Below are 20,361 nucleotides of genomic sequence, written 5' to 3' on the forward strand. Positions count from 1 at the left end.
ACTGATGAAAGAACAAACAAAAATCCCTAAAAGTAAAATAGGCAGAGCGAGCAAGATCGCTGGTGCTGGTATTCAAGTAGGCGTTAATTACCTCAAGTACCAAGCAAGAAAAACCATTACTGGCGACGATAGTAAAACGGCATTTCACGAAGCCACAGCAAAGACAACATACGATACATTTAGTAAGCTCAAGGGGGGACCTCTGAAGTTGGCGCAAATGCTCAGCATGGACCGCAACCTCATCCCAGACCAATACGCTGATCAATTTGCGCAAGCACAGTACAATGCTCCCCCTCTGACCTACCCACTTGTAGTTAACTCATTCACTAAAGAGTTAGGTAAAAGACCTAACGAAATTTTTGAATCATTCACCACCAACGCTGTCTCGGGAGCCTCCATTGGACAAGTCCACCAGGCTGAACTAAACGGTCAGAAGTACGCTGTAAAAATCCAATACCCCGGCGTAGCTAACAGCTTAAAATCTGATCTTGCCATCGTGAAACCGATTGCTCTGCGGTTGTTCCAGCTCGACTCGAAATCCCTCGATCCCTACATCAAAGAAGTCGAAGAAAGGTTACTAGAGGAAACTAATTACCACTTAGAGTTAGAGCGTTCACAGGATCTCGCAAAGAAATCTAAGAACCTATCCCACACTCGTTTCCCAAAATTTTTCCCAGAGATGAGCAGCAGGCGAATCTTAACAATGGAGTGGATTCCTGGAGTTCAGCTAGACACTTATGCCATGTCGGATGCCAGCCCGCAAGATAAGCTCACTATCGCTCAGGCTCTCTGGGATTTCTACCACCACCAGATTCACGATCTAAGGATCTTTCACGCCGATCCACACCCTGGAAATTTCAAAGTACATGACAACCAACTCTGGGTACTTGATTTCGGATGTACCAAAGCTCTAGAGGATGAATTCTACAAAGATTACTTCTCCCTTATGAACCCGGATGTATTGAGAGACGAAACACTTTTCCAAACAGCTCTGCTCAAAACTGGACTTCTTTTAGAAACGGATCAGCCACACGAGGTAGATAAACTCACAGGAATCTTTAGAGAGTCTATTGAATTGCTATCTCGCCCATTCTACGAAAGTACATTTGATTTTGGTGACACAGCCTACTTTGATGAACTTGCCGCCTTTGGGGAGCGCACACGATTAGACAAAGAACTCAACCAACTAAGCACATCCCGCGGTAACCCCAATGCTCTGTACCTCAACCGCACCTACTTCGGACTGTACCATTTATTAGGCAGCCTAGGATCAACAATAAAAACCACTTTGCCTGATTACAAAAGTGCGAGCAAGCGCGAATAAGCTAATTTTTTACGGGTGCTGGGACTAAAACACTACTCCTGGTCAATCGACATACGCCTTAATACTAGCCACACAATAATGTTGATACCGCTTCTTATTTAGCTCTTCAGATAAATGCTGGGCATCAAATATCGGCTTACACCAAAAAATTAGAGTGTCTGATGGCATTACTGGACACGCTTACTTTTTACACGGTGCTACTACAAAAATTATCGCAGCCCAAATCATCCAAGCCGAAGGTACTATAAGCAGCATTCGCACACTCTGCATGTTTGATAAACTATGCACCAATAACGTTCCCTCCACCCTAGACCATTGCATTCCGGCACCTATGACCACTCATACGCGCCTCTTAGCAAATGCGGCAAGCAGCCAGTGAAAAAACACGGTCACGAGCACCGCAGAAAGGCCAATATGGAGGACTTGCACTATTTGGTGGATGCCAAATTGCGATAGTATAAGTCCTAGAAACATCTGAGCGCTGACAATCCCAAGAATCGTCTTTTCATGCCATCCAGCACCACCTAGACGGAAATTTCGGCTGCCCCAGTAGAACACAAGGGTGGCACACAATACTGCCCATGAGAAGCTGCGGTGCACGAGATACATCCACGTGTTTTCTAACTCAGCCGACCATTCGATGCGCGGTGCGTCACCGTGTGATTTCTTCAGCGCATCGGTCATTTCCCGTACTTGAGAGCCCATTATTCCCTCGGAGATGATAAATACGAAAGCGACGAGGCCAAACCACTTTAACTTACGGCCTAGCTGCGTCACCCGCAGCGTCCATGGTTGTTCGCGACTCATCCACACAATAGACACCTGCACAGCTAACAATAACATAGCCAGCGCCATGTGGGTCGTGATTGTTCCGGGCTGCAACCCCGAATAGACAATTCGCGCGCCCATCCACGCATTCAGCCCAACCAAAAATGTGGCGCTTACCCCAGCGATCGGTATCAACTTCTTTTTCTTCCAAAACTTCAGTGACATTACCAAGGTCAGCAAAGTGAATACCCCAATAGGAAGTGAGCAAAGACGATTGATGAACTCGGTCCATGTGTGGGTAGGATTAAATTCCTCCAGCACACTCTCACGCGTGACTTCATCTGGATTGCGTCCATAGCGTTCCGCCTTCTCTTTGTATCGTTCTATAGGTAAAGCCTCTACATCGATTTGCTCAACTGAGGTGGGCGGTATGTACCGACCCCAGCACTTGGGCCAATCAGGACAGCCCATTCCAGCCCCTGTTGCACGCACGACTGCGCCTACAAACATTAGCAAGAGAGTGAAAATAAGTGCCGCTAAGGCCACTTTCTGGAATGTGCTCATCCTCATAGGATAGCAATAGCCCAGCGTCCATCACTGCGCAAGCGCTACTTTACTATGAACTTGTCCTTGAACCTGAGAATTTTACAACACAAACTGCCATTTATGCAGATTGTCTTTCTTGATGCCTCCACTCTCCACTCAGGTGACCTTGATCTCTCGGTGCTAGAGAGCCTAGGCACGCTCACCTGCCATTCAGTTTCATCCGAGTCAGAAATTCCAAAGCGTATTGCCAAGGCCGACATCGTCATCACCAATAAGGCACTAATGACCGCTAAAAATATCGCTGCAGCGCCCAAGCTCAAACTCATAGTTTCCTGTGCTACTGGTGTGAACCAAATCGACCTCAATGCCGCTAGAGCAGCCCATATTATTGTGAGCAATGTGGCGGGTTACTCGACGCCCTCTGTAGCCCAGCACGTGTTTACTTTTATCCTCAACTTTGCGACGCAAATCCCTCAATTTAATAAGGAAAGCCGAGCTTGGCCTCAGTTCCCTATTTTCACCAGCCTAGCACACCCCTGTTTCGATGTAGCAGGAAAAACGCTCGGAATAATAGGTCTCGGTGAGATCGGTTCTGCCACAGCCAAACTGGCTCTGGCCTTTGGAATGAATGTTCAGGTGTTGGCCAGACTGGACTCAAAAGCTATACTAATGCCAGAGCTTAGAAGAATACCTGCTGGCGAATTCTACTCCAGTTCCGACTTCATCTCTCTCCACTGCCCACTGACGCCAAGCACCCAAGGCCTTATCAACAAACAGACTCTCGGACAAATGAAGTCCACAGCCTATCTCATCAACACCGGTCGCGGCCCATTGATCAACGAGGCAGATCTCGCTGAGGCTCTCAATGCCGGAACTATCGCAGGGGCAGGTCTTGATGTTCTTTCCTCGGAGCCACCAGCTTCAGACAACCCATTGATTCTGTCTAATCATCCACAATTGATGATCACTCCCCACACGGCTTGGAGCACACTCGAAGCCCGGCAGCGCTTGCTAGCTGGCGTCGCTGAAAACATTGATTCATTCATCGACGGTTCTCCGACAAATCGTCTTACCTAGAGAGCCCCCATGTTAGATCGAACCACAGGCTTATCGTTTGTACTTTTCGACAGTTCCCTTCCTTTTAAAGAAAGCAACTACATCAAGCTAGCAATCATTAGTGCAATTCGTTTAACTCATGGTAAAAACGATTCATCTCACAAGATTTTTAACAAATAACGAACACCTACTATGGAAGAAACTGATCTCATTACGTCGCTCGCACCCGCCATCACAGAACAACTCAATTCAAAAGACACCCCCTACGTTAGAAAGACATACCAGCGTCTCATCAAGCTCGTTGACATAGACGACGAAGAAGCAATCAAGATGTTAGCTCTTTGCCTAGCAGATGAATCTAACAGAATGTTCATCGACAAGCGCAGCTTCGATGAGCTACGCTACCAGCAATTGCTCAACGCATTGCCCGAGTTACCAGAAGGCTAGATTTCTTGCTCTAAAGCTTTGAGCCTGAGAAAGAGCTGAGCCGCCACTTTTTGCTGAGGTTGTAGCTCGGATTTTGCATCGGAAATATGGCGGCGCATGCTCTCAAACATGGGTGTGTAACCATTATAAAATGCACGCACTCGATCAATGTAGTCCCCGCTTAAAGACTTCCTTAAAGCAGGTACAGAGTCTTCTAGTGACTCAGCAAAACTACGGTTCACCAATGAGCCCGTACGGCGGCTATAGATCACAGATCCAGCCAAAATAGCGAATCCCAAGCCGACAAGTGTCAAAGCTGCTATCCCCAGTGGCTTATCAGTTAAAATACCTATCAAGCTACCGGCCGTAAGAAGAAACAGTGCCAATTTTACAACCTTCCGCATGATCATGTACCGACGAGTAACCAGCACATCGAGAAAGCGACGGAGTTTGAGGTGTAACATTGCCTGACTCACAGATTTAGTCATACCCTCGCAGAACAACTCCTGTTGCTCATCGAAGCTTGCTTCATTGAAGTCCCCGACATCGATCGAGAGCCGGTCTTCTAGATGGGGTCGCATTTCTCCCCATTTAGTACGGCATTGCTGACGCATTTTCTCAGTTTCAACTCTCGCGTATGACTCAGCCTCCTCACAGACTTTTTCGATCATGAAATGCTCCACCTTAGAAGCCGTGTCACCTTTACCGAATAATGCGATGTGGCTAGCAACCACTCCAGTGCGCAGACGAGTGAAACGCATCACACGCTTGATCTGACTACTCAACAAAAGACTCAGTTGGCTCATATTGGACATCACGTGGCGGACTTCTTCTTCACGAGACCTGTCGATTTGAGCTTCGATCGACTGAAGGTATTCTTGCTCGCCCGCAAGATTTCGCGAGCGATCATCAATATTTTCCTCCGTCCTACGCAACATTTCATAGGTAGTTTTATACACATTCCGGAGCTCTCTTCTTCGGTCAACTGATCGATTTAGCGTCAGATTGACATGCGCTAAACAATCACTCAGCCCAGATCCGTCATGAATGCTAAGCGCAAACTGAGGGATGGCTATGTCGACGCGTTTTTGACACAGCTCACGCATGTGCCCTAACAACATTGGGATATCTTCGGCTTCACGTCGGTCAGACTGCTGCAACACGAGGGCTGAGCGCATCCGCACTTTAGCATGCTTGGCCTCCACAGCTTCCCAAGTCACTGCAGACCATGGATTTTCAGCTGGGAACACCCAAAACAAAAAATCTGTCCGTTCCAACAAATAATCTAAAGACGCATGCTGTTCATCATTCAGTTTCCCGTAATCTTGAACCTCAACAATCTCAACGCCTTTTACTCCTCTAACGTAATGCTTTTCACAGGCCTGCTCCGCATCTTCAAAGACTCGGTAAGCTAGATTTCGAATAATCGATACCGAGGGGGACTTTAAAGATTCGCCGGCATAGTTCACACCAGTTAGACTCCCAACCAATGAGGTCTTACCAACCCCGTCCTCTCCAATCACTACAAAACGTAAAGGCCTGCGCAGTTGGTCATCCAGCAATTCTTCCCCTTCTGTAAGAGGCGTCGATGAGCGTTTGGCTAACACTCGGGTGTAACGAATGAGTTCAATCAGTGCATCACGCGTCTTTGCATATTCCCCCCCCAGCATAGGACCTAACGAGCAGCAACAGACTTCTGTGCAATAAGCTGAGAAACAGTCACAAACTGGTAACCTTTCCTCAACAGTGTGTCGATCGTCTGGGGCATCGCATCGACTGAACTACCGTGTAAATCATGGACCAGCAAGATTGATCCATTACGCGTACCACTAATCAGACGCTGAGCAACCACACTAGGGCCTGGTTTCTTCCAGTCGAGTGGGTCCACATCCCAAAGCACTATCGGGTAACCATATTCACGGTACACCCATTCTCTTTGCTTTTGGTACATTGATCCATACGGTGGACGCATCGTGCGCGGTTGAACACCGCACGCGTTCACAATCGCATCACGCGTTTTATTCAACTCACGACGTACCCTGTCGTCGCTGAGTTTTTTCAAGTTTGGGTGCGTCCACGTGTGGTTTCCAATCTCATGACCTTCTGAAACAATGCGTCGGATAATATCAGGGTGATTAGCTGCACGCTCACCGGTCACATAAAAAGTAGCCTTCACATTACGGCGGCGTAGCATATCGAGCAAGCGAGGTGTGTGTGATGGATTTGGACCATCATCAAAAGTTAGCGCAATGAGCTTTCGGGAACGGGAACCACTACTTATACTGGTAGCAGACATCCTTGAAAAATCAGAAGAAAGACGCATCTCTGGGTTTTGGGGCACCGGTCCATTGATACTCGTTTCGCCATATCCTGTATTCTTACCGACTAGACTAGGTACTGACGGCTCTTCAGATACATCCTTCGATGCACAGCTGGAAAGACCCACGATAAGGGCAACTATTGAAAGAGATTTGCTTACAGGGCGTAGAAAAAGATACATCATAAAACTGTATTTACCCTTAAAGGAGATTAACTCAACTGTCACGCACCAACCCCAAAATGTTGCGGTAAGAAACATAGACTCCATATTCTATTTATTTTACACTCCACTTTAATTATGTTGAGAGGCTACTTGACCATCGGACTTCACTATTTATAGTCCTAATAATTCGAAGTATATGAAATATCTCTTAATCGTAGCCTCTCTGGCATCCGCGTTTTTGTTCAGCAGTTGTTACCCATATGACCCTTATTACCAAGGCACCTCGAATTATGGTGGCAGCTCCTATCTCTCTGGCTTCGACAACACTCAAGCTGGCCAAACTCCGATCCGACACAATGGTCAGGTCGCTTCTCAAGGTTACTGGGATGGAGACGGTGTCAGTGGCTCCCCTAAAATTCTAATCAATCTAGACGACCAACGCGCCTACTACTTCAAAGGCGACACCTTAGTCGGCGTCACACCAATTTCTACTGGATCTGATACCCATGGCACTCCGCGTGGCCGCTATAAGGTCACTCAAAAAGAAGCAGACCACAAATCCTCACTCTACGGAGTCATCAAAAATGTTGAAACTGGTCAGACAATTATCAGCGACGCTGACACGCGCAAGCATCGGCCAGGACCTGGCGAAGTTTTTGTGCACGCTCCAATGCCGAATTTTATGCGCTTCAATGGAGCAATAGGAATGCACGCTGGATTCCTCCCTGGCTACCCTGCTTCTCACGGCTGTGTTCGCATGCCAAAGAGCATGGCTAAAACTTTCTTTGATAACACCCCTCACGGCACCCCCGTGATTGTCGAGTAATGCAGGCTGGTCCTACTCACACCTTTGAGCTCGACGTTGTACAATGCCACGCAATGCTCAAGGCTAAAAATCCCCCATTACTGATCGATTGTCGCGAACTCAATGAATACACTCATTGTAGAATTGAGGGAGCCACCTTGGTACCGCTTTCAAATTTTATAGGGACAGCTGAAGAGGAATTCCCTAGTGCCGAAACCCCAGCCATCATTTATTGCCACCATGGTGTTCGTTCGCTCAATGCTGTAAACTACCTGAGAGAACAAGGATTTACCCACAGTTATTCGATGGCTGGTGGTATCGACCAATGGTCACTCCTTATAGATCAAAAAGTCCCTCGCTATTGACTGGTAATAGAAAGCGCTGACTAGGTGGTCACTATCCTCCTAAGTAGGACATTTCCTTTTTTGCTATGGGTGCCATCCCCTCACTGCGTAGTTCCGAATAGCGATCATCGCGTGCCCGCCAGAGCATAGAAACTCTACTCACTAATTGCTGGTGTGTTTCACCCTCGCGCAGTGGAGTTTTTATATCGTAACCTGAATGCGCAAATAAGCAGGTGTAAAGATGCCCGTCCGCTGATAGACGCATCCGATTACAATCACGACAAAATGGTTTACTCACCGAGCTGATAAACCCAACTTCAAAGCCATCATGCCCCTCCACATGGTATCTTTTAGCGGTCTCGCCAATTGCAACATTGGTCACGGGCTCTAGAGAAAAATGTTCTTGTAACTTTTCTAACACCTTTAGCGAAGGTACTACTTGCTCGTGTTTCCACCCATTGGTATTACCAGTGTCCATAAACTCTATGTAACGAATCGAAATATTCCTTTCATGGGCAAACTGAGCGAGCGGTAGCAACTCAGATTCATTGATTCCCTTCTGCACAACTGTGTTTATCTTCACTCCAAGACCTGCTGCCAGTGCTGCATCAACCCCCTCTATCACCCTATCAGCCTTAGCTCCGACTCCATTCATTTTACCAAAGATGGCGTTATCTAGAGCATCGAGTGAAACCGTCACGCGGTGGAGACCTGCTTCGGCTAGCTTCTGTGCATTGGCCGTTAGCAAGGATCCATTTGTTGTCATCGCTACATCATCTACGCCTTCGATCGTCGCTAGCCTCCTGATTAGGACATCAAGGTCGCGCCTCATTAGTGGCTCGCCACCGGTGAGACGTAGTTTACGCACACCCACACTAACTAAACTACGAGCGATCATCTCTATCTCACCAAAACGTAGAATCTCCTCTCGTGGCAGGAACGCATAGTTTGCTCCAAAAATTTCGGCAGGCATACAGTACCGGCACCGGAAGTTACATCGATCCGTGACAGAGATGCGAAGGTCGCGCAAAGGACGCTGTGCTTTATCAGTGACGCTCATCTGCCAGAGACGCTAATGCGGATTGCACTTAGAAACAAAAGAAAAAATAGCAATTTTCTATTGGCAGTAAGGGCGATGCACGCTTCCTTTATTCCAAGTAAGTCTATGAAACCGTTGACCACACCAGCAGACGCTATCCAACTCATTGAGTCTAACCTCCCAGCAGCTGCCGAAGTTACTATTACGCTCGATCAAGCCTTTGGTAAACTACTGCGAAGACCAGTCATCGCGGACCGAAATATTCCGCCATTTGATAGAGCCATGATGGACGGCATCGCCATTCATTCATCAGCTCAGCGCGGTTCTCTCACTATCGAAGCTGTTCAAGCAGCAGGATTACCAGCTCTCACATTACAATCTACCAATGCTTGTCTGGAAGTGATGACCGGAGCGCCAGTTCCTATTGGCTGTGATTGTGTCGTCCCGATAGAAGAAGTCACTATGACGAATGGTCAGGCCACAATTTCTGCTGAATATTCCTACGCTCCAGGAAATTTCATCCACAAAGAAGCCAGTGAGCACCTTGCTGGCGATATCATGTTAGAAGCTGGCACTGAGCTCGGAGCTGCCGAACTAGCTATCGCCGCCAGCTGTGGGGCGAGCACACTCTATGTCTCACGTACTCCTCAAATTCACCTAATAACATCTGGCGACGAAGTCATTCCACCAGAAGGCACTCCAGAGCCATTCCAAATTCGTGCTAGCCACCCTATAGCTATCCAGTCTGCCATCCACTCGGAAAACCTTGGGACTGTGACGCACACACATATCCCCGACGACGAACTAGCCACAAGAGATGCTCTTCAACACTCCATCGCGACAGCTGATATTTTAATTCTCACGGGTGGAGTATCCAAAGGGAAATTTGATTATATCGCTCCCTTGCTCAATGAGATTGCCAGCGCAGCTGTGTTCCACGGCATCAGCCAACGCCCAGGCAAACCTTTTGCCTACTTTGAGAGCCCCATTCCCATCTTTGCTCTTCCAGGAAACCCGCTTTCGGTAATGGCCTGCCTCGCACGCTACGTCCTCCCGGCATTGAAATTCCACCTAGGGATTCCCAATGGTGTGAAGAATTTGCCACTTTCCACACTAGCCCCACTGCACCCAAAGCTCACACAACTGCTAGCTGGGCGAATTGAAGATGGGATAATATACCCGTCCTCGCCAAAAAACTCAGGAGATTACGCGGCAGTCTTAGGTTGCCACGGAGTCATCGAAATCCCCTCTTCGACGACAGCCAGGCCAGCTGGAGCTCACTATAACTTCTACCCTTGGGCTCAAATTTAAAACTATGTTTACCATCACAGGATCACCTATCGACCACGCCGCACTGCGCGAGAAAGCACTCTGCAACACAGCTGGCGGATTTGTTAGCTTTGAAGGATGGGTACGCAACCATCACGAAGGACAAGCCGTCGATTCCCTAGAGTACTCAGCCTACGTCAGCCTCGCGGAAAAAGAAGGCTCGCGGGTCATCGAGGAAGCTCTCGAAAAATTTAAAGTCACCACTGCCCATTGCGAACATCGCATCGGGCATCTGGCGATTGGCGATATGGCCGTCTGCATCACCGTCTCAGCAGCCCATCGCGATGCAGCCTTCGAAGCCTGCCAGTATATCATTGATCAAACAAAATCACGCGTCCCTATCTGGAAAAAGGAACACTACACTGACGGCTCTACCGCCTGGCCACATTGTGCCAAATGTGCTGAAGGCGTGAAACATACCCACTAAATTTTTCATCTCTAAAATTCCTTTAGCCTTTTCCTATTCCATTACGCCATATCCTTCGACCATAGAGTAGAACGTAAGCTAGAGGTTCTTGTCGTCGGTCGGCTGAGGCGTGGCGCCAGTGCATAAAACTTTACCTTATACATAAAATCAGACCTTTAGTAGAACGCGTTGGCCATTCCTCTTCGCCTAGATTTGTTGTTGAGGTGCAGCGCTTCCAATTGGTTTTCAGCTAGCGTGGCACTGTTTTAAGGCGATTATAGAAATCCCACGCCAGTCGACACGGCACTAACATAATATGGCATGAACGAGGTGATCATTGAGAAAATATATGCTTCGGCACTGCCTTCACCCATGTAAATCCACTCAGCACCCACCGCGTGTAATCAATATTAACATCTAGCATATCTCATTAGCACTTACTCGTTGTGCACTAACCACACTGAGTCCCATAGCCACGCCTAAGATAGTTTAAAATTTCTACATACTTGGTCAAGCGACTAGTCATTGGTATTACAGTGACCGACGCAACTAGGATGCTACACATTGTGAATAGCTTTATTGATAGTGCTTCTGAGCACCCTTTAATTCTCTACACACTGATTCCACTAAAGCCTTTGGAGCTAGGGCTTTGGCATTTCTCCCCCAACTCAGCACTACTTGAGTCACTTCCGTCAGATTATCCAAGCTCATTGTCAATTCAATCTTCTCGCCCATATCATCGAGAAACCTTATCTGCTGACTAGGGTGCCATAGCCTCTCTTGGCCTAGCCGTGCTGCCCAACCACTCAGCTCAATAACCACCTCAATGGGCTCTTCTCCACCAGACCTACCACTCCAGACTCCTATTCCTCCGCCCAAATGCTCACTAATACTAAAGTCATCAGGTCGCTCAAACTGGGCTTTGAGAACCTTTACTGCAGTCATCCTCTGAAGCGCAAATGTTCGTAACTCTTCACGTCCGAGATCATAGCCAATCACATACCACCCCCCATATATTTCCCCCACGTGGTATGGTTGAATTTTCCTATGTGCCGACGCAGCTGCCTTGATTCCTCGGTATTTAAAGCTCACTTCATTTTGCTTCAAAACGGCTTCGGCCAGTTTACCAAATAAGGTGAGGTCAGCCTCAACCACCGCATTCTTTTTGATAGAAAATGCTTCATCTAGGTCGTTCCACCTCAAACTAACCTTTCCCTCCAATTGCCGTGACAGCCTTTCAAAGGCTGGCTGCAACGACTCAGCTAGCTTGGTCCCCTGAATCACTCCCATAGCACTGCGAGCTAAAAATAGTGCCGCCAAATCTTCCACTTGTAGGTCCACCAATGGAAAATTCTCTAACTCCCCCACTAACTCGTAGCCATGGAGCTGCGGGTTATATTGCAAATCAATCCCCATTTGATCGCGCATGTAAGTAATGTCACGCTGGATTGTTTTAGGCTGCACCTCAAACAGGTCAGCAAGTTTTCTACAATTGGGGTAGTTACCGTTTTTAACAGAATCAAAGATACTCATCATTCTCACCGTTGCAGTTCTACCACCTCCAAATGTACTCATACACCATCAGCTAACATAGATTAAGTAGCCTCAAAACATCCAAATCAATAAACCTTTCATAGTTACGCCAATAAATGTCCCACCAAGCCACGCTAAAGTTTAACCGTGACTACTAACAAGAAACATCCCTAGGCCTATTGAACCTCACCACACTCATTCTATTTGCCTCTATGACTCCTGAAAACACCCCGCTCACCTGATCTGATCCAACAGAATACAAAAGAATTTGAACAATGGAAAACCTAGTGCGCTACCCAGTGCATGAAAGTAAAGACCCGACAGCCTTCGCATTAATCAAATCCAGCAATAACAACCAAGCCATTGCATTCTACTATTACGGTGGATCCAGCCCTAGACTACTTAGATTAGCCAGTGTCGAATCAGTCTTTCGCATTAACAACTCACCACACACCTACGCCTCAGCCTATTGCCAACAGCGTCATGAGAATAGAATTTTTAGAGTCGATAAAATATCTCTTCCTCAGCGACAAACAATACTTCGTGTCCGACAAAATTCATAGTTGGCAATCTGCGCTAAAGCGTTAGTTTGTCGATATGCACAAAGCAGCAGTTCTTTCCTTAGCATCCATAATCATCGCGACGACAGGCATCACATCTTGTGGTAACTCTAACGACAAAGTCCAACTTGCCACTGGCCAAATTGCAGTAGGTAGCGCCGAGGAATCCAGCCGACTCTATAGTCATGCCAGAGCTCTAGAAGCAAAAGGCAGCACAAACAAGGCAACTAAAGCATATGGTAAAGTGGCTGATGACTATCCCATGTCAAAAGAAGCTCCAGATGCCCGCATAAGACAAGCTGAGCACCTCTACGATAATGGCGAGCTAATGAAATCCTTTGAGAAATACCAATCTTTCATCACCCAATACCGTGGCACTTCGCAGTACAATAAGGCAATCCAACGCCAGTCAGATGTTGCCCATGCGGCCTCTACCGGACAAATTAAAAATAGCTTCCTTGGCCTCAAGTCTGACATCCCACGCAGTAAGGTGGAGAAGATGTTCCTCCAGGTACGCGACAACGCTCCGTTTGGCCCCACCGCTCCTAAAGCACAATTCGGACTAGCTGAAATGTGGCAGAATGACAAAAACCTCAGTAAAGCAATCAAAGGATACGAGGACCTCTACGTCCGCTACCCGAAGTCATCATTGGCACCAGAAGCTCTCTACCGCGTGGGTAATCTTCTACTCCAACAAACCGAAGACGGTAACCGTAACCGAGGCAACCTCGATACTGCTAACACCACCTTTACTGATTTGACCTTGCTCTACCCAAATACCAAACAGGCTAAGAGCGCCAAAACGATCCTCAAACAAATCAAAGGATCTGACATCCAACGAAGCTTCGCGATTGCTGAGTTTTACGAAAAGAAAAAGCAGTACCCATCAGCTGCCTTCTACTACAATGAGGTCATCCGCTCCACTAAGTCAGGATCAGACCTAAACCAGCGCGCAACGCAACGTCTCGCTGCTCTGCCTAAATAAACCTTTTAGACCACATGCTTCGTAATCTACTCGCTGCCGCCCTCTGCCTCACAGCACTCACATCCTGTGCCGGCTACCAGCTAGGCAACGTTAAACCCTCCGAGCTTAGCGCCGTCCATTCCATCGCTGTCCCTCTATTCAAGAATGACACCCAAGAACAGCGACTCGCTAGTCTCGCCACGAATAGCATGGTCGATGCCATCACCCGTGATGGCACCTTCGAAATTGCCTCAACAGCTGATTCCGACGCCGATCTAATCGCTACTATCAGCAGCGTGGAGTACTCCGAGAGACGCTTCTCCCGCTTCGATTCACTGAAAGCCTCGGAAATGTACATGAAGCTCGTAGTCGATTGGAACCTTGTCGATAGTCAAAATAAAATCCTCTCGAGAGGTGTTGCCATAGGCCGCACTCAATTCTCAGTTGACTCAAATCAACAAACCTCACGCAGCAATGCCTTTCCTGATGCTGCAAAAGACGCTGCTGAGATCATCATGCTACGTATAGCTAACGGATTCTAATTATGATTAGTTTTGTACCCACCCCGATTGGAAACCGTGGCGACATAACGCTTCGCGCGATTGAGGTTCTAAAAGAAGTAGACCTCATCACCTGTGAGGACACGCGTCACTCGCGCCCACTTCTCGAGCACCTCGGAGTCTCCAAACCCGTCATCGCTCTTCATGACCACAACGAGGCTAAAAAAACTCCGGAACTCATCGAGAAAGCTCTTCAAGGTACAAACATAGCAGTCATTACCGATGCTGGGATGCCAGCAATCTCAGATCCTGGTTACCGCCTCATGCAGGCCTGTATTGAAAATGGGCTTGAGTACACTGTCCTACCCGGCCCCTCAGCAGTTCTCACCGCACTTGTTGGCTCAGGTTTCCCTTTGCATGCCTTCTTCTTCGGCGGCTTCCTTTCTGTCAAAAAAGGCAAACGCACCAAGGCTCTACTCGCAGCAGCTGAATCTGAGCACACCTCACTTTTCTTTGAGTCACCCCACCGCCTCACATCCACTCTGGAAATTCTCAACAAAGAGATCCCGGACCACCAAATTTGCGTGGCTCGCGAGCTGACTAAAAAATTTGAAACCTACCACCGCGGCACATCAAAAGAGCTTTTCGATCACTTTAGTCTTCATAAACCAAAGGGTGAAATCGTTATCCTGCTGACTCCTAAATCCTGAACCTCACATCACTGAATGCTGAGTTTTTCTACATGCTGGAACAATGCTCGACACAACTGTGGCGAAAAAGTTATCGATGAAATCGTCGAACTAGGTTTCTACAACATCGAGCTCAGCCACGGCATGATGATCACCAAGCTTCCTGGAATTTTAGACGCATTTCAAAAAGACAAATTCAACTGCTGTGGGGTGCACAACTATTTCCCCTCGCCCGTTGAGGTTATGATCGATGCCCCGGACGCCTATGAATACACCTCACACCGACCCTATGACCGGAAACGCGCACTAGAGCTCACCCTCAAAACTCTGGAGATGGCATCGCGATTCGAAGCCGACTACATGGTGCTCCACATGGGATCAGCCCCTATGAAACCTAAGCGCTGGACCAACAAACTCACAGCTCTCGTCAAAAAAGAAAATGACGACACCAAGCGCTACCAGAAAATCAAAGAGAATTTCATCAAAAAACGGGCAAAAATTGGTAAAATCTACTACCCACGCGCAATCGAAGCGCTAGAAGAAATCACTGAAAAGGCCACCGAACTCGGAGTAAAACTGGCAGTGGAATCTCGCTCGCGATACGAAGACATGCCCACTGAGACTGAGATGCTCGCTCTCCAAGAACATTTTAAAGATAACCCAACCGTGGGTTACTGGCACGATTTCGGTCACGTTCAGCTCAAGCACAACATCCACCTCCTAGACCACGATGAATGGCTCAAAAGCATGAGCCCCTATCTCATCGGCTGCCACGTCCACGATGTCTATTGGCCCGAGCTGGATCACCGGGTCCCACTCACTGGTGAGATCGACTTCCCTAAATTGCTCCAACATTTTGACCCGAAAATGCCACACACCTGGGAACTCAGTCCAACTCGCCACCCCGAGCAAATCAAACAATCGCTGAAACTCTGGAAAGAACAATTCCCTGAAACCTTGGTCTAACATATGAGTAAGTGGAAGACATTCCTGATTGGAGAACTCAGCTGGAAGCGGCTCGCTAAATCATTCATCTCTATCTACGTGATTCTCTTGGTTATCGCTGTCAGCCTAGGCGACTACCTCATCTTCGTTCCCCCCACACCGAACTACACGGCAGAGTCTGCTCACATCACATTGATAGAAGGCAGCGAGTCAGACAGCAAACTGGCCACCTACTATCGCCCGGCGAAACCCGGCATGCCCACCCTCCTCTGGTCTCACGGTAATGCTGAAGACCTCAGCTCTACCAGTTTTCTTAACCTCTTTCACCAAGCTGGTTTTGGCATCTACGCATACGACTACCCAGGCTACGGTCTCAGCGACGGATCTCCAAGCGACCGTAGTTGCTACGGCGCCATCGAAAGAGCCTACGAAGACCTAACGGGTACCCACAAAATACCCAGCAAGGACTTGATCCTTGTCGGGCAATCAGTGGGCTCCGGACCGACCACTTACCTTGCCACACAAAAATCAGCTGCTGCAATGGTTCTCATCACGCCACTCACCAGCATCTACCGAGTCGCCTTTAAATACCCTATCTTTCCTCGCGACCGATTCCCTAACATTGAGAGAATCAAAAACATAACCTTACCCCTGATGCTAATCCACGGAGATCAAGACGAAGTCATTCCACAGTCACACGGTAAAGCTCTGGTCTCTGCACACAAAGGTAAGCACGTTTTCCACAGTCTTGAAGGACGTGGTCACAATGACATCTACGGAGATTCGCCTGAGGAAATCGAAGCCTACATTCAGCTCTTCCTCGACTTCTCTCAGTCACTCAAAACCGATACGATTTCTACATCGAAAAAGTGACGCATCACCTCACGGTAGACATCGACCTTTAAATCGGGCAACCAAGCTGCATCGAACTCCTCTGGACGAACCCAATCGTAGTCGCTGAATTCCGGATTATTTTCACCTAGATCAATTTCAGGTGCAGACTTCTTTAAGCGGCAAAGGAAATACGTTTGCTTCTGGCCATCGAACTTTTTCTTTTCTCGCACTTTTGGAGGATAGAGGTATTTATACCCCCCCTTTTCTTCTAGCACTTTATAATGCTTTTTCTCCAAGCCTACCTCTTCCCAAACTTCACGGTAAAGCGCCTCTCGATCCGTCTCTCCTTGATCGACACCCCCTTGCGGGAATTGCCACGCTCTAGCATTGTTAGACCTTTCACAGACAAGAATCTCGCCTTCTCTATTTATGATAACGGCAGCTACGTTTGGGCGGTATTTTGGCATCAAGAGATTCATCTCAACTTGCGCATCCCTTGTAAACCAAGATTTTCACAGAATAACGTAACCATCATTGCCAGCCACCTTAGAAACAGTATAGAAACAGTATAGAAACCATCTATTATGAAATTCTTTTTACCAATCATCGCCATCACCGCTGCTGTCATGGCGCCCATCTCAGCCTCGGCTCAGAATAAAAATGATAACGTCACGGACCAAAACTCCGCACCCAAATTCTGGGAAGCTAAACTCCCAGGTGGCAGCTACATGGTTTCTCTAGCACGTATCTCATCCATCAGTATGAGCACTTACCACGTCAAGGGCGCTGTCGTCCATGAAGTCGATATCGAAACTATGGGAGCAGCTCTAACACGCTTCTACGCCATCGAAGCTCTAGGTGAAAGCAATGGCTCGAATGTTGCATCCAACCTCATCAGCCGAGCTAAGGACATAGGCAAAGAAGCAGGTGAAAAAGTAGGCGTCGATCCTGACACCACTGTCCACAAAGAATACCCGATCACTACCCACGCCAAGACCATCGAGTTCCGCGTCATCGACAAAGATGACCTCAGCGAGATCTACAAATCCGTCAGCAAAGCATGGAAAGAGAACCGAGGCCGCAGAATTACCATCAAGTAAGCCCCCCCTGTAAAAAATTTGATCATACCCAGTAGCGCAAAACGCTCTGGGTATTTTTTTATCCCAGCAACCATCTGTGTAAATCACAGGCATCCCACCCTGGGCTACCGCGGCTTGAAACAGCTCTGCGGCGGAATCGGCTTGAGGAATGTGGTGGGGCTTCATCATCCACCTAGCCAACAACTGTAAAACACACCAAACACCTAAACACAAAAAAATCGAATACATCAAACACACATAGACAGTGCGCTCTGTATTCGATTTAATTCCAGGAAATCGTCCTACCCCTTACGAATCACCAAGATCCAGTTCTTGGTTCTTAGGTGCTCGAACCACGCGATCAACAGCGTGTTTGGTTACTAGATTACCTCGCACCCCCCGCCCCTTGATTGCTATGTCCTCAAACTTAAATGGTCTTGATAGGTTACGCAATCTGAGCTGCGCCTTGAGATGAACTAGCACAATGTTATCGTTCGATTCTGCTTCACTATCATGTACAGCAAAATAGAGAATGCGTGTCCCCTTCGTCGCTGTTGCTAGATCGTATTCCTTGTCGCGCGTGACTCCTCCGATTCGGAAACGCTTGGCTCGAATCGGTCCATCACGGCCTTCGCGGTAGATCACGGAATAGACCTTTTCTTCCTCCTTACGGAAAATGGCAATATGCTGTGGGCGCTTACCAACGAAGAGCTTCTCGGCTACTTTCATCACCTTCATCTTACCGTTAGTGCCAATCACTATCATGTCATCGAGCTCGGAACACTTCTCTAATGACTCTTCTTTCTTCAGACCAAAACCTGCAAACCCATTCTTACGATCGATGTAAAGGACCTCATTTGCCACGACTACCTGAGTCCTATCCACCTTAGCAAAACTAGAAATTTCTGTCTTCCGCTCGCGTCCTTTACCGTACTTCTTCGCTAGATTCTTAAAGTAACTTATCGTGAATCTTGTTAGATTCCGCAGGTTTTTCTCCACCTCAGCAATAGAATCTTCCAGCGCCTTGAGCAACTCATCAGCCTTCGCACTATCAAATCGCGTCATGCGTAGAAATGGCAACTTAGAAAGCCTCACAATATCTTCCTCCACCACATCACGCTGAAGTAATTTTTTAAATGGTTTTAGTCCCTTATCGATCACAGACACAACTTCCTCCATGCTCTTACAGTCTTTCATAGAAAGATAGATCTCATTCTCGATGAAGATCTTCTCTAACGAGCTAAAGTGCCACTTGTCATTAAGTTCAGCCAAACGAATTTCTAATTCCATCTTCAGCAACTCCTTGGTGTGGAAAGCTGTATGTTTGAGGATATCATGCATCCCCATGAACTTAGGCTTGCTGTCGATAATCACGCAGGAATTCGGTGAGATGCTCGATTCACAATCAGTAAACGCATACAACGCATCGCGCACAATTTCAGGGTCTGACCCAGCTGGAAGATGCACTAGAATTTCTGCGTTCGCAGCAGTATTGTCCACCACCTTGGATATCTTGATTTTTCCTTTTTCGTTCGCAGCCACGATGTTGTCCATCAAACCGCCAGTCGTTGTACCGAAGGGAACTTCTGTAATGCGCAATAACTTTTTACTGTCAATCTCAACTCTAGCACGCACACGCACTTTGCCGCCACGTAGACCCTCTCGGTAATCGCTAGCATCCATGATTCCACCAGTAAGGAAATCTGGTAAAATCTCAAATGGTTCATTGCGAAGTGCACAAATACTAGCGTCAATGAGCTCAATAAAGTTGTGCGGCAAAATCTTACATGCCAACCCAACCGCGATCCCCTCAACTCCTTGCGCTAATAATAAGGGGAACTTAACAGGAAGACAGACTGGCTCTTGGTTACGCCCATCGTAACTAGGCGTCCAGTTAGTGGTTTTAGGGTTGAAAGTGATCTCTTTTGCGAAAGGTGTTAGGCGGGCCTCAATGTATCGAGGTGCAGCCGCACTATCACCAGTGAGAATGTTTCCCCAGTTTCCCTGGGTATCAATCAACAGGTCTTTCTGGCCTAGGCCGACCATCGCATCACTTATCGAAGCATCTCCGTGCGGGTGGTACTTCATCGTGTTTCCAACCACGTTCGCCACCTTGTTGTAACGCCCATCGTCTAACTCGCTCAAGGAATGTAAAATACGTCTTTGAACAGGCTTCAAACCGTCTTCCACATACGGCACGGCACGTTCTAAGATCACGTAACTCGCGTAATCCAAGAAATAATCCGCGTACATATCCCGTAAACTCACCTCTGGCAATTCTTCCTGACTCATAAAGTATTTAAGATTGCTTAAGATCACCATTCCCCCGCTCAGCGTCAAGGCGATTCGACTAACGTATATTGGGAATACTTGAAGTCTCACTACTTCGTCATTTTCTCAATCACCACCATACTGGCCTAAACCTTTTGTGAGCTTCCCCACTGATTTTGGTCAAGGAATGTCTAAATTGTCTGTTGATTAGTTAGGCTGCTTTTTCAAGGTGCAAGTGTAGTTCTAGGAACTGCTAGCCCTAAACCCCAAGAAATAAGTGCTTAACCCCTATTTTAATCCTTGATTATTCAACGCAGCATCTTGTTCTCTATTTTTAGTTTTCAGTACTGGGGAGAGGCGTTGTGTATTGTGTTTTACATGCTTTACACATAAACAATCTGTACCTTGAAGGGTTCCAATTAGCTCTTTCACTCATCTTAGCACCTGGAAGAAAATCAGCA

At 47.5% G+C, this 20,361-nt stretch carries 21 protein-coding genes; 14 read left to right on the forward strand and 7 right to left on the reverse strand.

Annotated features, from left to right (window positions below; genetic code table 11):
* The coding region (locus tag ABGY95_RS04870; protein WP_347440573.1) for an AarF/UbiB family protein at positions 1-1,324 on the forward strand (1,324 nt) is incomplete at its 5' end.
* A 339-nt stretch (positions 1,325-1,663) separates the two neighbouring features.
* Here the strand turns inward: ABGY95_RS04870 and ABGY95_RS04875 are convergent.
* Positions 1,664-2,656, reverse strand: a complete 993-nt coding sequence (locus ABGY95_RS04875) for a COX15/CtaA family protein (protein WP_347440574.1) — start codon at positions 2,654-2,656, stop codon at positions 1,664-1,666.
* A 102-nt stretch (positions 2,657-2,758) separates the two neighbouring features.
* Here ABGY95_RS04875 and ABGY95_RS04880 point away from each other — a divergent pair, with 102 nt between their 5' ends.
* On the forward strand, positions 2,759-3,715 hold the full coding sequence (locus tag ABGY95_RS04880) for a D-2-hydroxyacid dehydrogenase (RefSeq protein ID WP_347440575.1): 957 nt from the start codon (positions 2,759-2,761) through the stop codon (positions 3,713-3,715).
* 171 nt (positions 3,716-3,886) lie between these two features.
* Positions 3,887-4,141 (forward strand): hypothetical protein, encoded by a 255-nt coding sequence (locus ABGY95_RS04885; RefSeq protein WP_347440576.1) that lies wholly within the window; start codon positions 3,887-3,889, stop codon positions 4,139-4,141.
* On the opposite strand, the gene ABGY95_RS04890 is transcribed toward ABGY95_RS04885, so the two are convergent.
* Both ABGY95_RS04890 and ABGY95_RS04895 read right to left on the reverse strand, forming a co-directional pair.
* A complete protein-coding gene (locus ABGY95_RS04890; protein ID WP_347440577.1) occupies positions 4,138-5,790 on the reverse strand; it encodes a GTPase domain-containing protein in 1,653 nt (550 codons plus the stop codon). The two genes, ABGY95_RS04885 and ABGY95_RS04890, sit on opposite strands and share 4 nt — an antisense overlap.
* A 5-nt stretch (positions 5,791-5,795) precedes the next feature.
* Complete coding sequence (locus ABGY95_RS04895) at positions 5,796-6,623, reverse strand: polysaccharide deacetylase family protein (protein WP_347440578.1); 828 nt, start codon at positions 6,621-6,623, stop codon at positions 5,796-5,798.
* 175 nt (positions 6,624-6,798) lie between these two features.
* Here ABGY95_RS04895 and ABGY95_RS04900 point away from each other — a divergent pair, with 175 nt between their 5' ends.
* Positions 6,799-7,428: a L,D-transpeptidase family protein gene (locus ABGY95_RS04900; RefSeq protein WP_347440579.1), complete on the forward strand. Its 630-nt coding sequence runs from the start codon at positions 6,799-6,801 to the stop codon at positions 7,426-7,428.
* Complete coding sequence (locus tag ABGY95_RS04905; protein ID WP_347440580.1) at positions 7,428-7,772, forward strand: rhodanese-like domain-containing protein; 345 nt, start codon at positions 7,428-7,430, stop codon at positions 7,770-7,772. The genes ABGY95_RS04900 and ABGY95_RS04905 overlap by 1 nt, the downstream gene beginning before the upstream one ends.
* Positions 7,773-7,803: 31 nt before the next feature.
* Here the strand turns inward: ABGY95_RS04905 and moaA are convergent, their stop codons facing one another.
* Positions 7,804-8,811: a GTP 3',8-cyclase MoaA gene (gene moaA / locus ABGY95_RS04910; RefSeq protein WP_347440581.1), complete on the reverse strand. Its 1,008-nt coding sequence runs from the start codon at positions 8,809-8,811 to the stop codon at positions 7,804-7,806.
* A gap of 105 nt (positions 8,812-8,916) precedes the next feature.
* Here moaA and ABGY95_RS04915 point away from each other — a divergent pair, with 105 nt between their 5' ends.
* Entirely contained in the window at positions 8,917-10,101 is a 1,185-nt protein-coding gene (locus tag ABGY95_RS04915) for a molybdopterin molybdotransferase MoeA (protein ID WP_347440582.1), read from the forward strand.
* A gap of 4 nt (positions 10,102-10,105) precedes the next feature.
* Positions 10,106-10,546, forward strand: coding sequence for a molybdenum cofactor biosynthesis protein MoaE (locus tag ABGY95_RS04920; protein WP_347440583.1), 441 nt, complete (start codon positions 10,106-10,108; stop codon positions 10,544-10,546).
* Positions 10,547-11,101: 555 nt separating this feature from the next.
* On the opposite strand, the gene ABGY95_RS04925 is transcribed toward ABGY95_RS04920, so the two are convergent.
* The gene (locus ABGY95_RS04925) at positions 11,102-12,100 is read right to left on the reverse strand and encodes a WYL domain-containing protein (protein ID WP_347440584.1); all 999 of its coding nucleotides are present in this window, start codon (positions 12,098-12,100) and stop codon (positions 11,102-11,104) included.
* 233 nt (positions 12,101-12,333) lie between these two features.
* Here ABGY95_RS04925 and ABGY95_RS04930 point away from each other — a divergent pair, with 233 nt between their 5' ends.
* From ABGY95_RS04930 to ABGY95_RS04955, 6 genes are read left to right on the forward strand one after another with little or no spacing between them, the layout of a single operon-like run.
* Positions 12,334-12,621, forward strand: coding sequence for a hypothetical protein (locus tag ABGY95_RS04930; RefSeq protein ID WP_347440585.1), 288 nt, complete (start codon positions 12,334-12,336; stop codon positions 12,619-12,621).
* Between the two features lie 34 nt (positions 12,622-12,655).
* Entirely contained in the window at positions 12,656-13,603 is a 948-nt protein-coding gene (gene bamD / locus ABGY95_RS04935; protein WP_347440586.1) for an outer membrane protein assembly factor BamD, read from the forward strand.
* Positions 13,604-13,617: 14 nt separating this feature from the next.
* Positions 13,618-14,124, forward strand: coding sequence for an LPS assembly lipoprotein LptE (lptE, locus tag ABGY95_RS04940; protein ID WP_347440587.1), 507 nt, complete (start codon positions 13,618-13,620; stop codon positions 14,122-14,124).
* A 2-nt stretch (positions 14,125-14,126) separates the two neighbouring features.
* Positions 14,127-14,792, forward strand: a complete 666-nt coding sequence (gene rsmI, locus ABGY95_RS04945; RefSeq protein WP_347440588.1) for a 16S rRNA (cytidine(1402)-2'-O)-methyltransferase — start codon at positions 14,127-14,129, stop codon at positions 14,790-14,792.
* A gap of 15 nt (positions 14,793-14,807) precedes the next feature.
* Positions 14,808-15,737: a sugar phosphate isomerase/epimerase gene (locus ABGY95_RS04950; protein WP_347440589.1), complete on the forward strand. Its 930-nt coding sequence runs from the start codon at positions 14,808-14,810 to the stop codon at positions 15,735-15,737.
* 3 nt (positions 15,738-15,740) lie between these two features.
* The gene (locus ABGY95_RS04955) at positions 15,741-16,589 is read left to right on the forward strand and encodes an alpha/beta hydrolase (RefSeq protein ID WP_347440590.1); all 849 of its coding nucleotides are present in this window, start codon (positions 15,741-15,743) and stop codon (positions 16,587-16,589) included.
* Here ABGY95_RS04955 and ABGY95_RS04960 read toward each other — a convergent pair.
* Positions 16,547-17,017, reverse strand: coding sequence for an RNA pyrophosphohydrolase (locus ABGY95_RS04960; RefSeq protein WP_347440591.1), 471 nt, complete (start codon positions 17,015-17,017; stop codon positions 16,547-16,549). The genes ABGY95_RS04955 and ABGY95_RS04960 overlap by 43 nt on opposite strands.
* 117 nt (positions 17,018-17,134) lie before the next feature.
* Between ABGY95_RS04960 and ABGY95_RS04965 the strand changes: the two genes are divergently transcribed.
* On the forward strand, positions 17,135-17,650 hold the full coding sequence (locus tag ABGY95_RS04965; RefSeq protein ID WP_347440592.1) for a hypothetical protein: 516 nt from the start codon (positions 17,135-17,137) through the stop codon (positions 17,648-17,650).
* Between the two features lie 288 nt (positions 17,651-17,938).
* On the opposite strand, the gene ABGY95_RS04970 is transcribed toward ABGY95_RS04965, so the two are convergent.
* The gene (locus ABGY95_RS04970; RefSeq protein WP_347440593.1) at positions 17,939-19,921 is read right to left on the reverse strand and encodes a DNA gyrase/topoisomerase IV subunit A; all 1,983 of its coding nucleotides are present in this window, start codon (positions 19,919-19,921) and stop codon (positions 17,939-17,941) included.
* Between the last annotated feature and the right edge of the window lie 440 nt (positions 19,922-20,361).

It is taken from the genome of Rubritalea sp. (assembly GCF_039830215.1).
GTDB lineage: Bacteria > Verrucomicrobiota > Verrucomicrobiia > Verrucomicrobiales > Akkermansiaceae > Rubritalea.

Bases quoted from the DNA above. Each gene is read 5' to 3' on its own strand.
- ABGY95_RS04960 (WP_347440591.1), bottom strand. From the start codon at position 17,017: ATGCCAAAATACCGCCCAAACGTAGCTGCCGTTATCATAAATAGAGAA.
- ABGY95_RS04885 (WP_347440576.1), top strand. From the start codon at position 3,887: ATGGAAGAAACTGATCTCATTACGTCGCTCGCACCCGCCATCACAGAA.
- bamD (WP_347440586.1), top strand. From the start codon at position 12,656: ATGCACAAAGCAGCAGTTCTTTCCTTAGCATCCATAATCATCGCGACG.
- ABGY95_RS04895 (WP_347440578.1), bottom strand. From the start codon at position 6,623: ATGATGTATCTTTTTCTACGCCCTGTAAGCAAATCTCTTTCAATAGTT.
- ABGY95_RS04875 (WP_347440574.1), bottom strand. From the start codon at position 2,656: ATGAGCACATTCCAGAAAGTGGCCTTAGCGGCACTTATTTTCACTCTC.
- lptE (WP_347440587.1), top strand. From the start codon at position 13,618: ATGCTTCGTAATCTACTCGCTGCCGCCCTCTGCCTCACAGCACTCACA.
- ABGY95_RS04890 (WP_347440577.1), bottom strand. From the start codon at position 5,790: ATGCTGGGGGGGGAATATGCAAAGACGCGTGATGCACTGATTGAACTC.
- ABGY95_RS04925 (WP_347440584.1), bottom strand. From the start codon at position 12,100: ATGAGTACATTTGGAGGTGGTAGAACTGCAACGGTGAGAATGATGAGT.
- ABGY95_RS04955 (WP_347440590.1), top strand. From the start codon at position 15,741: ATGAGTAAGTGGAAGACATTCCTGATTGGAGAACTCAGCTGGAAGCGG.
- rsmI (WP_347440588.1), top strand. From the start codon at position 14,127: ATGATTAGTTTTGTACCCACCCCGATTGGAAACCGTGGCGACATAACG.
- ABGY95_RS04900 (WP_347440579.1), top strand. From the start codon at position 6,799: ATGAAATATCTCTTAATCGTAGCCTCTCTGGCATCCGCGTTTTTGTTC.
- ABGY95_RS04930 (WP_347440585.1), top strand. From the start codon at position 12,334: ATGGAAAACCTAGTGCGCTACCCAGTGCATGAAAGTAAAGACCCGACA.
- ABGY95_RS04970 (WP_347440593.1), bottom strand. From the start codon at position 19,921: ATGAGTCAGGAAGAATTGCCAGAGGTGAGTTTACGGGATATGTACGCG.
- ABGY95_RS04920 (WP_347440583.1), top strand. From the start codon at position 10,106: ATGTTTACCATCACAGGATCACCTATCGACCACGCCGCACTGCGCGAG.
- ABGY95_RS04905 (WP_347440580.1), top strand. From the start codon at position 7,428: ATGCAGGCTGGTCCTACTCACACCTTTGAGCTCGACGTTGTACAATGC.
- moaA (WP_347440581.1), bottom strand. From the start codon at position 8,811: ATGAGCGTCACTGATAAAGCACAGCGTCCTTTGCGCGACCTTCGCATC.
- ABGY95_RS04965 (WP_347440592.1), top strand. From the start codon at position 17,135: ATGAAATTCTTTTTACCAATCATCGCCATCACCGCTGCTGTCATGGCG.
- ABGY95_RS04915 (WP_347440582.1), top strand. From the start codon at position 8,917: ATGAAACCGTTGACCACACCAGCAGACGCTATCCAACTCATTGAGTCT.
- ABGY95_RS04880 (WP_347440575.1), top strand. From the start codon at position 2,759: ATGCAGATTGTCTTTCTTGATGCCTCCACTCTCCACTCAGGTGACCTT.
- ABGY95_RS04950 (WP_347440589.1), top strand. From the start codon at position 14,808: ATGCTGAGTTTTTCTACATGCTGGAACAATGCTCGACACAACTGTGGC.